The following is a 13,038-nucleotide window of genomic DNA, read 5'->3' on the forward strand; positions in this document are numbered from 1 at the left end:
CGGCAGATGCCGTAATGCCAGTCAGTTAAGCTGACTGGCATTTTTATATATCTTCAAACTCTCCAGTAAAGCAGATAGTTTGGCTGTCCCTGCAGGTATGACACACCGTCCCTGGTGTGCCAGTTACTTTTGCATTGGGCATCCCTGCCCAATGCCTTTCAGGCCAGCTAAAGCTGTCCTGAAACGCTCCCGGCGTTTTAGTGTGCGCAACGTCCATGTAGCTCACCCGCTGTGCGGACCAACTGAAGCTGTTCTGAAATGCTCCGGGCGTTTCCTGATATGGGTGAGGTTTAATGAAAACTCATTGTTGCCGATATGTGATATGTAATGAAATTTTAAGTAATCAATACCCTTGGCTTTATGGATCAGCTAAACCATCTGGTTTATAGTTCCTGTTGGAACGCTATTTGCTGGGTTCTGTGAGATAGCCAAAGCAATGACAGAATTGCGTAAGCGATGTGCTGAGTGCCGGTTTACTTATAAAAATATATAACTGAGAAGCCTGAACCCAGGTTTATTTTTCTTTTTCGGGGCGACAAGGACAACTATGAGAATGCGACAATTGCTGATAGTAGGTTTGGCATGTTACTTGTCGTCAACTGTTCTGTGGGCTTCTGATTTTCAGCAGGTTCAGATTAAAGGACCGAAACATTCCGATCGCCAGTATTCCGGGGTCGAGTATGGGCCCATCGAGTCCAGTGATACCCTCTGGAGCATCGCCCGCCGTTATCGCCAGAATAATGATCTGAGTATCTACCAGGTCATGGCCGCCATCTATGAACTCAATCCGGACGCCTTTGAACAGCAAAACCTGAATCTGATGATCGATGGCTCTGTGCTCAGACTTCCGAGCGAAGCGTACATTGCCCGCATCGATGCGGATGAGGCACAACGTCGAGCAGAAGAGGATGAACAACGCTGGCGGGAGGCCCGCGGGGCAGAGGGGCAGACAGTCAATATAAAACCCGCCAAGCAGGTTGCCAGTACAGAGGATCTATCCGCAGCTCGTCAGGCACTGGAGGCACAACTTCAGAACCTTGACAGGCAAAACCGTAACGAATTTGAGCAATTGAGGCGGCAAATTTCTGCCTCAATTGAATCCGTACAAGCCTTGTTGGATGACAATGAACGGGTTTATGGCCGTCTGGATGCGGTCAATGAAGACATTGAAGAACTGCGTAATCGTATTGGTCAGGAAGGTGAGATTCAGCAGCAAATGGGCCAGTTACTGGCGCTGCAGAACGAATTACTGGCCAGATCCGAACAGCAACAGGCTAAAGAGCAACAAAAGGCCTGGTATCAGCATCCGGCACTGAAGATAGCCGCCGGTATTATCCCTTCACTGTTGCTGCTTGGCGGTCTGTTTATGTGGCTCAGACGCCGTCAGTCAGAGCCGGCCTCAGAACCCGCCCCAGTTAACAAGAGCGAGGCACCGGCTGCTGTTGCTGAAGACAATCAGATGGATGATCTGTCCGATGCGCTGACCGAAGAGATGTCCGATGATTTCGATGAGCCGGATCAGGATGATGACGACCTGTTCGGTGAGGAATTACTCGATGATGTCCTTACTGATGAATTAGAAGAGTCTCTGGATGCGGCGCTGGAAGATGAGCTGGAGAATTTCGACGATCTTGCCGACGAGATGTTGGTGCCAGAAGATAAGGAAGAGGAAGAACAGCCAGAGCGTGAGGAAGATGAACAAAGCTCTCAGGAACAGGACGACCTTGATGATTTATTTGCCGAAGACAACGACGATGAGGCCATCGACTTGTCTGAGCTGGATGATGAGGACGAACAAACCGCTGAGCCAGAGACGGAAGACGAGGTTGCAGATGATTTTGAGCAACTGGAAGAGCCGGATGAAGACGACCTCTCTGCCGACGCCGATACAGGTGCAGATGCGGACAGCACCGAAGATGAAAAGCCGGAAATCAGTATTGATGAATTACTGGATGAACCGGTATCCAAAGATACTCAGGAATCCGATGATGAGTCCGATGATTTTGTCGAAAAGCTGGAAAAATCAGAGCAGCTCAGCGATGAGCTGATCGGCGAACTGGATCAGGAAATTACCACTAAAAATCAGCAGTTGGATGAACTGACTGATGATCTGCTGGGTGAGCTGGAACAGGCTGACACCATGCAGGACGAGCTTTCTGATGAACTGCTTGAAGAGCTGTCAGATGAAGGGGATGAATCTGAGGAGCAGGCTGACCTTCAGGACACTATTTCCGATGAGTTACTCGAAGAATTAGGAGAAGAGGCGGCAGAAGATGAGTCTCCTGAGGCTGATGCGCAGGACGAGTTGTCAGATGAATTACTTGAAGAGCTGGCTACCGGGGGTAGTGATGAGCAGCCAGAGGATACTGTTGAACAGCAGGATGAAACTGGCACATCGGAACAAGATGCTGAACCGGATGATCAGGAAGCCGCGGCTTCACAATCTGTAGAGGATGAAGCTGCTGAAGAAGCAGTGACCGATGGGGAAGCGCCTGATACAGCGCAGGCGGATACAACAGAGCAACAGGACACTGAAGATAAGGCTGACGAAGATGATGAGGCTTCGCAACAGGAACTGGATGCAATGCTCGAAGCCGAATTTGAGCAGAATGAACAGAATCTGGCTGATGATGCTTCTGATGAGTTTGAAGAGCTTGACCAGGTCTTAGAGCAGAATAAGGATGAGCCTGATACCGATGATGAGGTGACTGATACTGAGGCCTCGCAGAGTGAGTCTGAGCGTACTGAGCAAAAAGAATCACAGGTTGATGACGAGCTGGAGAAAGAGCTTAACGAATTACCCGATCTCGGTGACTGGCTTCAAAGCCATGAACAGGGCAAGCAGGACAAGGAAGCGAATTCGGATCACGAACTGCTGGATGAACTTGAATCTTCTGATTTTGATGAAATGCTCGAGTCCATGGAGCAGGACGAGGATCAGGAGTCGGATCTTGATATTGAAACCCTGCTCAATGAGCAACTGGCTGAGCCGGAAGCGCCGGAACCTCTTGCTGATACTGAAGATGATTTTCTGGACATCGACGCGCTGTTAAATGAGAGCGTGGAGGCAGAAGAGGATGACAGTGAAGAAAAACCAATAAATCTTGATACGGCACTGGGCAGCTATGCCGGTGGTGATAAAGATGAAGAGTTGATGGATGTTGATAACGACAATGGCATGGGCGCTAAACTGGATCTGGCCCGGGCTTATCTGGAAATGGAAGACAATGAATCCGCCATCGAATTGTTGCAGCAGGTGGTGGAGAAAGGCGATGGGGAACAACAGGAAGAAGCCAAAGCCATACTGGATAAACTGCTGTAATTATCTTCACTGCCAACCGCAGTAAAAGCAGAAAAAGAATTATTCACCACTGAGACACAGAGGGCAAAGAGAAGAGCTACTCAGCGTCTTTACGGTGAATTATGGCATCAAAATTAAATTCTATCTCGCAGAAGACGCAGAGGTTTTACGGCTTGTATTCTCCGCGTTCTTTGCGGCTCTGCGGTGAAGGCTTTTTTATTCATAATTCCATCACTCCCTCTGTGCCTCCGTGGTGAATCTTTAATAGAGGCCTCTCGCATCCTATTCTGCTTTGGGTATAATCCCACGCAAATTGAATATCAAAGCAGAGCAGCATGCGCATTGCCTTAGGGGTCGAATACGACGGTTCCGGCTATTATGGCTGGCAGCGGCAACGTGAAGTCAACAGTGTTCAGCAGGAGCTGGAAACGGCCCTGAGCCGGATCGCCGATGAAACCATTGAATTACAGTGTGCCGGTCGCACCGATGCCGGCGTGCACGCCACCGGTCAGGTGGTACATTTTGATGTGCAGGCCGAGCGGCCGATGCGGGCCTGGACCATGGGCATGAATGCCAATTTGCCGGATAGCATTGCGGTGAAATGGGCACAACAGGTAGATGACGATTTCCATGCCCGCTTTTCTGCTACTGCCAGACGCTATCGCTATATTATCTATAATCATGCCTATCGCCCCGGCATTCTGCGTCAGGGGGTAACCCATTATCACCGGCCACTGGATGTTGACAGAATGCAGCAGGCGGCAAATTGTTTACTTGGTGAGCATGATTTCAGCGCATTCAGGGCGGCGATTTGTCAATCCAAATCGCCGTTTCGCCATATCAGTCATCTGCGGCTGTGGCGGCAGGGTGATTATGTGGTGTTGGAAATCAAGGCCAATGCTTTTTTGCATCATATGGTACGCAATATCACCGGCTCGCTGCTGGATATTGGCAGCGGTCGCCAGCCGATTGACTGGATGCAGGAATTATTAGAGGGTAAAGACAGGGAAAAGGCAGCGGCAACAGCCAAACCCAATGGTTTATACCTGACAGAGGTCACCTATCCGGTGGAATTCGGGCTGCCGGAATCATCGGCCGGGCCATTGTTCCTGCAGGAGGAAAGCTGCTAAGACCAGTTTTTTTTCGGTTTACGGCGGATTTATGCTTTAATGGCGCCAATTTGGCGTGCAATTTCAGCCGCCGTGTAATCAGTGCTAAATTTAATTCTTTAAAGCATTTGAAGGGTCTCCATGAGCTGGATTCAGAAAATACTACCTCGTACCCAGTCGTCATCCGGAAAAGCGAATGTGCCGGAGGGTGTCTGGACCCAATGTAATCAGTGTGGTGCGACGCTTTATCGTCAGGAGCTGGAGCGACAGCTGGAAGTCTGTCCTAAGTGCGACAATCACATGCGTATCACCGCCCGTGCCCGTATCAACAGTTTTCTCGATCAGGGCGAGCGTCAGGAACTGGGGGCCGAACTGGAACCTCAGGATATACTCAAGTTTAAAGACTCCAAGAAATATAAAGACAGGATCAGTGCGGCGCAGAAGAGCACCAATGAAAAAGATGCACTGGTGGTGGTCAGAGGAAAACTCAATGGCATGCCGGTGGTTGTAGCGGCCTTTGAATTTGCCTTTATGGGCGGCTCTATGGCTTCGGTAGTGGGTGCCCGCTTTGTCAAAGCCGTTGAATGCTGTATTGAGAATAATATGCCACTGGTCTGTTTTTCTACCAGTGGCGGTGCCCGGATGCAGGAAGCGCTGTTGTCTTTGATGCAGATGGCAAAAACCAGCGCGGCCCTGGCCAGATTGAGTGAGAAGGGACTGCCTTATATTTCTGTGCTGACCGACCCTACCATGGGTGGTGTGTCGGCGAGTCTGGCTATGCTGGGGGATGTGAATGTTGCCGAGCCAAAGGCCCTGATCGGTTTTGCCGGTCCCAGGGTGATCGAGCAGACGGTTCGCGAAACTCTGCCGCCGGGCTTTCAGCGTAGTGAATTCCTGCTCGAGAAAGGTGCCATCGATATGATCGTCGATCGCCGTCAGTTGCGGGATAAACTTTATAGCGTATTAAGCAAACTGCATCACCAGCACCACTGAACATGAACCAGCCTCTGACCGGCCAGCCGCAGGATCTCAGTGGCTGGCTGTCTTATCTTGAGTCCATACACCCTTCCTCCATTGATATGGGGCTCGAGCGGGTACGCATGGTATTTGAACGCTTATGCCTGGATTTCAGTCACAGTCAAATCATCACAGTGGCCGGTACTAATGGTAAAGGTACTACCTGTGCGATGATTGAGCAGGGGCTAATGCTGGCAGGAAAATCCACAGCCGTATACAGCTCCCCGCACCTGCTCGATTACCGTGAACGGGTCAGAATCAATAATACTATGCTGTCTGAGCAGTCTCACTGTCAGGCTTTTGCTCTTGTTGAGCAGGCCAGAGGCGATATCAGCCTGACCTACTTTGAGTTTGGTACGCTGGCGGCACTGGTGCTGATCGCTCAAAGCCAGCCGGACTATGTGATTCTTGAAGTGGGTCTGGGCGGGCGACTGGATGCGGTTAATATTGTGGATGCCGGAATTGCGGTGATAACGACCATTGGATTGGATCATCAGGATTATCTGGGCACAGACACAGAACAAATTGGTGCTGAGAAGTCCGGTATATTGCGTCAGGGTTGTCTGGCTGTTATCGGAGAACCACAGCCACCCCAATCTGTGGTTAATGCCGTTGCAACGAATGCCGCCAGTGCGTTCTGGCAGGGCCGGGAGTTTAGTTATCAGATTGGTGGTCAGCAATTTACCTGGCGTTCCGGCTCCGGCTTGGAGAAGACGGGACCTTTACCCGCCATTCCGCCAGCCAATGCTGCTACCGCACTCAAAGTGCTTGAGTTGACAGGGCTGCTGGATAAGATTGATGTCCCCGGATTATTACGACAGGTAAGTGTACCCGGGCGCTGCCAGTTACTCGCAAGCAAACCTGATGTGCTGGTGGATGTGGCTCATAATCCTCAGGCGGTGAAGTATTTGTGTGAGCAACTCAAAGGGCGCAACTGGCAACGTCTGCATTTGGTGGTGGGCATGCTTAAGGATAAAGATATCAGGGGCTGCTTTGAATTACTGATACCCTTCAAACCCATCTGGTATCTGGCTGATTTACCTGGCCCCCGTGCTGCCACGGCTGGAACACTTGCCAGTTATCTTCCCGGGCAGGACAATGTGTTTACATATAATAATGTACAGTCAGCCTATCAGCGGGCCTGCGAGAATGCCGCTGAAGATGATGTGATACTGGTATTCGGGTCTTTTCTGACCCTGGCTGAAGTAATGGAGTCGGACAATGGCCGATAATGAGGAAAAAAACACACAACGGGGCGGTTCAGCCTTTCAGAACCGGCTGGTTGGCACGGTGATCCTGGTGGCGCTGGCGGTAATTTTCCTGCCGGATATTTTTGATGGTGAAAAAGTGTCTCACAAGGATAGGTTTGTGGAGTTGCCCAAAAGACCCTCTGCAATTGAGATCGAAGAGCCAGGCTCTTTTCCTCGCCAGCAGGTAGCGGATCGTGTCAGCCGGAAAGTGGAGATTGTTGATGATGTGGCGGTGGATGATCCTCAGTCTGCCGGTGAGCCAGTTACAACAGAACCGGAACAGCAAACAGCGGTAGCGCCCCCGGAGAATAACGTCAATAACAGCGAACCCAGGCAGGGTGACTATCCGGTAGAAGATACAGCAGCGGCGGAACAGAGTGGATGGGTTATACAGCTTGGCAGTTTTCGTCATGAGAAAAATGTGGCGGAGCTGATGAGTAAGCTGGAAGAAGGTGGATATCGGGCCTTTAAGCGTAAAGTCCAGACCAGTTCCGGTACACTGACTAAAGTTTTTGTCGGTCCCGACCTGCAAAAAGAAGCACTGGAACAGAGAGTGGCGGATTTGAATAAGCTTACCGGACTGCAGGGTAAAGTGACGGCTTACTCTGTAGAGTGAATAATTTCAGTGTAATAAAGAAGGCTTATTAGCGACTGCGGATAATTGAGATTTTCCTGCAACCTTTTGTTAGAATGCGCCCGGCAATTTTCAATCGAAATACGGCATGAATTGGATCGACTACTGCATTCTCGGCATTATCGCCCTGTCTACCCTGATCAGTCTGGTCAGGGGCTTTGTCAAAGAGGCCATTTCGCTCGCCGTTTGGTTTGCGGCCTTTTTTATCGCCAGTCAGTTTTATCTTGATCTGGCCGCTCATCTGACCAATTTTTCCGACCCTATGATCCGCAGCGCGGTGGCTATCGCCATTCTCTTTGTAGTAACCCTGATATTGGGGGGCCTGCTCAATTATATCGTCGGGCAGATGGTTGAGTATACTGGCTTGTCGGGCACGGACAGGGCCCTTGGTGCGGTATTCGGATTATTACGTGGGGCACTGATTGTCAGTGCACTGCTGTTTTTTATGGACGCCTTCACGGCATTTCCGGACTCGGCATGGTGGCAGCGCTCCCTGTTGATCCCGGAGTTCAGGGTCGTGATCGAATGGTTCTTCGAATATCTGCAGAACCATTCCAGTTTTTTAAACTCTGAAGAGTCCGCAAAGGCTCTTTAACTGATAGGTAATTTGCATGTGTGGTATCCTTGGTATCGTAGGTAAAGGCCCGGTAAATCAGGCTTTGTATGATGGTTTGACCGTTTTACAACATAGAGGACAGGACGCCGCCGGCATTGTCACCGTAGACAACGGTATGTTTCATTTGCGCAAGGCCAACGGCCTGGTGCGCGACGTTTTCCACAGTCGCCATATGCAGCGGCTAACCGGTAATTTTGGTATTGGTCATGCCCGTTACCCCACAGCGGGCACTTCAAGCTCCGCTGAAGCGCAGCCGTTTTATGTCAATTCGCCCTTTGGTATCGCCTTTGCTCATAATGGTAACCTGACCAATGCCCATGAGCTTGCTGATGAAGTGTTTCGCATCGCCCGCCGGCATATTAACACCACATCGGATTCCGAGTTGCTGTTGAATATTTTCGCTCATGAACTGCAGTCCATCGCAGGTCTGACGCTGCAACCTGACGATGTCTTTCAGGCGGTCAGTCGGGTACATAAGAAAATCAAGGGAGCCTATGCGGTGGTGGCGGCCATCATCGGCAACGGTATGGTGGCATTTCGCGACCCTAACGGTATCCGTCCGCTGGCACTGGGTAAGCGTCAGACGGAGCTTGGTGACGAGTATATGGTGGCCTCAGAGAGTGTGGCCCTGGATGTGGTGGGTTTCAGCTTTGTGCGTGATGTGGCGCCGGGTGAAGCCATTTATGTGACGGAGGATGGTCAACTGCACACCCGCCAATGCGTTGATAATCCTTCTCACTCACCCTGTATCTTTGAGTTTGTCTATTTTTCCCGTCCCGATTCCTTTATAGACGGTATCTCCGTGTACGCTTCACGGGTCAATATGGGCCGCAAGCTAGGACAGAAAATTGCCCGGGAGTGGGCCGATCTGGATATTGATGTGGTGATCCCCATCCCGGAAACCTCGAATGATATCGCCCTGCAGATTGCTCAGGAGCTGAACCTGCCATATCGTCAGGGATTTGTTAAAAATCGCTATATCGGCCGTACCTTTATTATGCCGGGGCAGACTCAGCGCAGAAAGTCTGTGCGACGTAAACTCAACGCCATTTCTTCCGAATTTGCCGGCAAGAATGTGTTGCTGGTGGATGACTCTATTGTGCGCGGTACGACCTCTGAGCAGATTATCACCATGGCCAGAGAGTCTGGCGCCAAACGGGTGTATTTTGCCTCTGCCGCTCCGGAGATCCGCTTTCCCAATGTCTATGGCATCGACATGCCTTCGGCCAATGAGCTGATTGCTTATGGCCGGGAAATTGATGAGATCTGCGAGCTGATTAAAGCCGATGGTCTGATCTTTCAGGATATTGAAGATCTGGTGGAGGCTGTCAGAGAAGAGAATCCGCAGATTACCCGCTTTGAAACCTCAGTTTTTGATGGCATTTACATTACCGGCGATGTGGATCAGGAGTACCTGAACCGGCTGGATATGTTACGCAGTGATAATGCCAAGCAGATCCCACAGATGGAACTATGTAATCTGGAAATGCATAATCTGGACTCGGACTAAACACTAAAAAGAGCATTTCACCACGAAAGGCACGAAAAACACGAAAGAAACGCCGTCATCCTGATGAAAATCAGGATCATAATTCGTTAGGGATCTCGCGGAGGCGCAAAGACGCAGAGAAATGCGGAATGGGCGCTAAGGGCCGACAGTGAATAGCTTTTTATTCATAATTCAGCATTTATCACTAATCATTTCCCCTGCGTCTCTGCGAGAGATCATTATTTGTTCGTGAATTTAGTGTTTGAAGGCCTTTTACCACGAACCACACGAAAAAATCGCCAGGAGCGATTTTTAACGCCAGCAGTTTAATGGCGGCCCGAAGGGCGCAGGACAGGGATAGTCCGGAGTAAAAGCTGTTTACCGCCGAGTCGCAGAGGACGCAGAGGTTTTACGGCTTGTATTCTCCGCGTTCTTTGCGGCTCTGCGGTGAAGGCTCTTTACCTCGAACCACACGAAAGGCAACAAAAAGGCCAGTCTGAGACTGGCCTTTTCAGTATGATGTTGACCGTTATCAGGCCATATATTCAGGGCCTAATCCCATACTCCAGAGAATCACTGAGGCGGCCATAATCACCACCAGCAGCACCAATCCACAGGTAACCACCGAGCTGGCGTAAATAAAGCCTTTTTCTTCGGGTATGTGCATAATAATAGGCGTACCTGAATAAAGCAGATAAACAGAGTAAGTCAGGCCTGCCAGACCTACCAGCATCACAAACCACAGCACCGGATACAATGCAGCAAAACCCACCATAAACAGTGGAGTGGCCGTGTACGCCGCCAGCTCCAGTGACTGGGTGAAAGTCGGTTTGGCATCAAAGGTGGTGGCCATCCACTGAATCAGATAGGCCAACGCCACAACCCCGGCAATCAGGGCAAAATACATGGCGATGCTCATCATCATGGCACTTTCGTGGGTCAGCTTGATCAAATCGCCAACACCGATACTCCACCCCAGATGAGCTGCAGAGTAGTAGCTGGTTAATGACGGGATCAGAGCAATAATCAGAATATGTGTCAGGCTATGAGACAGGCTCTCATGGCGCTTTTCAATATCCTGCCATTCTTCTTTTGGGTGGGCATACAGGCCCCACAGGTGGTTGAGTATCATAAGTACCTCTCTTAGCGCAGACAGCTTTTTCTATTTGGCTTGTGCATCGGCACAAGGTTAATAAGATGATATAAGAATAACAAAAAATTAACACTGTTTTTTGACCTGAATCATCATCATGGCTGATTATTTGATAAATCTGCTTCTGTTGTTGGTCACTGCAAGCAATTTAACCTCATTGTCGTTAAAATAGCGCCTTTGAAATCAGACAGATTTAAGATGTATCAGTCATTACTTGAGCCTATTAACGCCTTTTTGCACTGTCCAACGCCTGAACCTTGGATGGAGCAGGCAAGCCAGCCGGAAAATCTGCCGACTCTGCTGATCGATCATGCCAATTGTGAGCTTAAGGCGGCGCAAACGGCCATGTGGCTGATGCGTACCTATGCACTGGATCATGCCGGCAGTGAGGCGTTGTTGGCCTGGCTTAAGCCTTATGAGGACTATGTGTACCGGGGCATTGGCACCGCTGACTTTGAAAAAGTACGCTTATCTAAGAAACTGATCGGCAAGTCGGATTTTGAATTAGGGGATGAGCTCATCGATAAGATGGTGTTGCTGATCAAAGAAGAGTTGCATCATTTTCAGCAGGTAGTGGAGATACTTAAAGCGCGTGATATTGACTACGTAAACTTAAGTGCGTCCCGCTATGCCAAAGGATTGATGCAGAAGGTGCGCAGCCATGAGCCAGCTAAACTGGCAGATAAGCTGATCTGTGGGGCTTATATCGAGGCCCGCTCCTGTGAGCGATTTGCCGCGCTGGTGCCTTATGTGGATAACAGCCTTGGGGAGTTTTATCTGTCTTTGCTGCGCTCTGAGGCCCGGCATTTTCAGGATTATCTGAGTCTGGCTGAAAAAGTCACAGGCGGGAATATCAGCGAGCGGGTGCAGCTATTGGGCGAAACCGAAGCGCAGCTGATTTCATCCCCGGATCCGCAATTGCGTTTTCACAGCGGTGTGCCCTTGAGTTCAGTGGACTGAGGCGTAACCCTCAGCACACTGCTCTGACTGTACCAGTCACCCAGTACAATGCGCTGCGCCTGTTTATCACCGAGCTGAAACTTATGTATCGCAGGCCTGTGAGTATGGCCGTGGATCAGTTTGCTGACGCCGGCTTCTGTCATCACCCTGTCGACTTCAGAAGGGGTCACATCCATAATCTGTTCGCTGCTGTTCTTCTGATGTAACGCACTGGTTTTTCTGGCGTTTTGAGCCACTCTTCGGCGATACCACAGTGGTAGTGCAAGCATCAGTTTAGGCCACCACCAACCGCGGGACTTTTTACGAAAGGCCATGTATTTATGGTCCCGGGTACAGAGGCTGTCACCATGCATAATCAGCACTTTTTCACCGTACAGATCGATCACCTGCTTTTCCGGCAGCAACTGAATACCGGTCTCCCCGGCAAACTTTTTACCAATCAGAAAGTCACGGTTGCCGTGAATAAAGTAAACCGGTACACCGCTATTCGTCAGGGTTCTGAAGGCTTGTTTGATATGTTGGTTAAAGTGGCAGGTATCATCATCACCAATCCAGGCTTCAAACAGATCGCCGAGCACATAAAGGGCTGCGGCGTCCCTGGCCTGACTTGACATAAAGGTATCAAACGCCGCAGTGATATCGGGCCTGTCTTCACTCAGATGCAGATCGGCGATAAACAGGGTGGGTTGCATAGATAGGTTATTCGCTGATCTCAACAGATTGGATTACCACTTCTTCGAGAGGAACGTCCTGGTGCATGCCTGAACTGCCAGTGTCGACTTTGCGGATTTTTTCTACCACGTCCATACCGCTGCTGACCTCGGCAAAGACACAGTAGCCCCAGCCATCCATGCTTTCACCACGGAAATTAAGAAAGTTGTTATCCGCAATATTGATAAAAAACTGGCAGGTGGCGGAATGAGGGTCATTGGTCCGGGCCATCGCCACAGTCCCTTTGTTATTGGCCAGGCCATTATTGGCTTCGTTTTTAATTGGTGCCTTGGTTTCTTTCTGACGCATACCCGGCTCCATGCCGCCACCCTGGATCATAAAACCGTCAATCACGCGATGGAAAATGGTGTTGTCATAAAAGCCTTCGCGAGCGTAACTCAGAAAGTTCTCAACAGTGGCTGGCGCCTTGTCGGCCAGCATGGTCAGTTCAATGGGACCGTAATTGGTATTGAGTGTTACCGTCATGATGATGTCCTGATTGTGAAAAAATAGGGTGAAAGAGCACCATATGGTTTAAAAAACGAACACCAGAGCTGCCTGAAAAAGCCTCAATCAAGGCGTGGTTGCGCAGGAATAGTGGTGCTCTTTTAAGCAATCAGAACGCAGAGTGAGGCTTTTTCAGGCGCTCCCTGCGGGCGAGGCTCAAAAAAACGCGCATCCGGCGGCAAATTTTCTTGATTTAGACCCACTAAACCTTCAAAAATTTGCCTTGCCTGCGCGCTTTTTGAACTCTCGCTGATGTTGTTTATTTAAACCATATTGTGCTCTATTGTATCC

General features: G+C 50.0%; 11 protein-coding genes. 8 read left to right on the forward strand and 3 right to left on the reverse strand.

Annotated elements, in window-relative coordinates:
- Nucleotides 1–589: 589 nt before the first annotated feature.
- From AT746_RS05150 to purF, 7 genes are all read left to right on the forward strand, one after another.
- Nucleotides 590–3,322 (forward strand): FimV/HubP family polar landmark protein, encoded by a 2,733-nt coding sequence (locus AT746_RS05150; protein ID WP_197414331.1) that lies wholly within the window; start codon nucleotides 590–592, stop codon nucleotides 3,320–3,322.
- 314 nt (nucleotides 3,323–3,636) lie between these two features.
- Nucleotides 3,637–4,431 (forward strand): tRNA pseudouridine(38-40) synthase TruA, encoded by a 795-nt coding sequence (gene truA / locus AT746_RS05155; RefSeq protein WP_062477384.1) that lies wholly within the window; start codon nucleotides 3,637–3,639, stop codon nucleotides 4,429–4,431.
- Between the two features lie 120 nt (nucleotides 4,432–4,551).
- Complete coding sequence (accD, locus tag AT746_RS05160) at nucleotides 4,552–5,403, forward strand: acetyl-CoA carboxylase, carboxyltransferase subunit beta (protein ID WP_062477387.1); 852 nt, start codon at nucleotides 4,552–4,554, stop codon at nucleotides 5,401–5,403.
- A gap of 2 nt (nucleotides 5,404–5,405) precedes the next feature.
- On the forward strand, nucleotides 5,406–6,659 hold the full coding sequence (gene folC, locus AT746_RS05165; protein WP_062477389.1) for a bifunctional tetrahydrofolate synthase/dihydrofolate synthase: 1,254 nt from the start codon (nucleotides 5,406–5,408) through the stop codon (nucleotides 6,657–6,659).
- On the forward strand, nucleotides 6,649–7,293 hold the full coding sequence (locus AT746_RS05170) for an SPOR domain-containing protein (protein WP_062477391.1): 645 nt from the start codon (nucleotides 6,649–6,651) through the stop codon (nucleotides 7,291–7,293). The genes folC and AT746_RS05170 overlap by 11 nt, the downstream gene beginning before the upstream one ends.
- 106 nt (nucleotides 7,294–7,399) lie before the next feature.
- Complete coding sequence (locus tag AT746_RS05175) at nucleotides 7,400–7,906, forward strand: CvpA family protein (RefSeq protein WP_062477393.1); 507 nt, start codon at nucleotides 7,400–7,402, stop codon at nucleotides 7,904–7,906.
- A gap of 16 nt (nucleotides 7,907–7,922) precedes the next feature.
- Nucleotides 7,923–9,437 (forward strand): amidophosphoribosyltransferase, encoded by a 1,515-nt coding sequence (gene purF, locus AT746_RS05180; protein ID WP_062477395.1) that lies wholly within the window; start codon nucleotides 7,923–7,925, stop codon nucleotides 9,435–9,437.
- A gap of 511 nt (nucleotides 9,438–9,948) precedes the next feature.
- On the opposite strand, the gene AT746_RS05185 is transcribed toward purF, so the two are convergent.
- Entirely contained in the window at nucleotides 9,949–10,548 is a 600-nt protein-coding gene (locus tag AT746_RS05185; protein ID WP_062477396.1) for a Yip1 family protein, read from the reverse strand.
- 219 nt (nucleotides 10,549–10,767) lie between these two features.
- Here AT746_RS05185 and miaE point away from each other — a divergent pair, with 219 nt between their 5' ends.
- Complete coding sequence (miaE, locus tag AT746_RS05190; RefSeq protein ID WP_062477398.1) at nucleotides 10,768–11,529, forward strand: tRNA isopentenyl-2-thiomethyl-A-37 hydroxylase MiaE; 762 nt, start codon at nucleotides 10,768–10,770, stop codon at nucleotides 11,527–11,529.
- Here miaE and lpxH read toward each other — a convergent pair.
- Nucleotides 11,496–12,221, reverse strand: coding sequence for a UDP-2,3-diacylglucosamine diphosphatase (lpxH, locus tag AT746_RS05195; RefSeq protein WP_062477402.1), 726 nt, complete (start codon nucleotides 12,219–12,221; stop codon nucleotides 11,496–11,498). The genes miaE and lpxH overlap by 34 nt on opposite strands.
- A 7-nt stretch (nucleotides 12,222–12,228) precedes the next feature.
- Entirely contained in the window at nucleotides 12,229–12,726 is a 498-nt protein-coding gene (gene ppiB, locus AT746_RS05200; protein WP_062477406.1) for a peptidylprolyl isomerase B, read from the reverse strand.
- Nucleotides 12,727–13,038: the final 312 nt, after the last annotated feature.

It is taken from the genome of Lacimicrobium alkaliphilum (assembly GCF_001466725.1).
GTDB lineage: Bacteria > Pseudomonadota > Gammaproteobacteria > Enterobacterales > Alteromonadaceae > Lacimicrobium > Lacimicrobium alkaliphilum_B.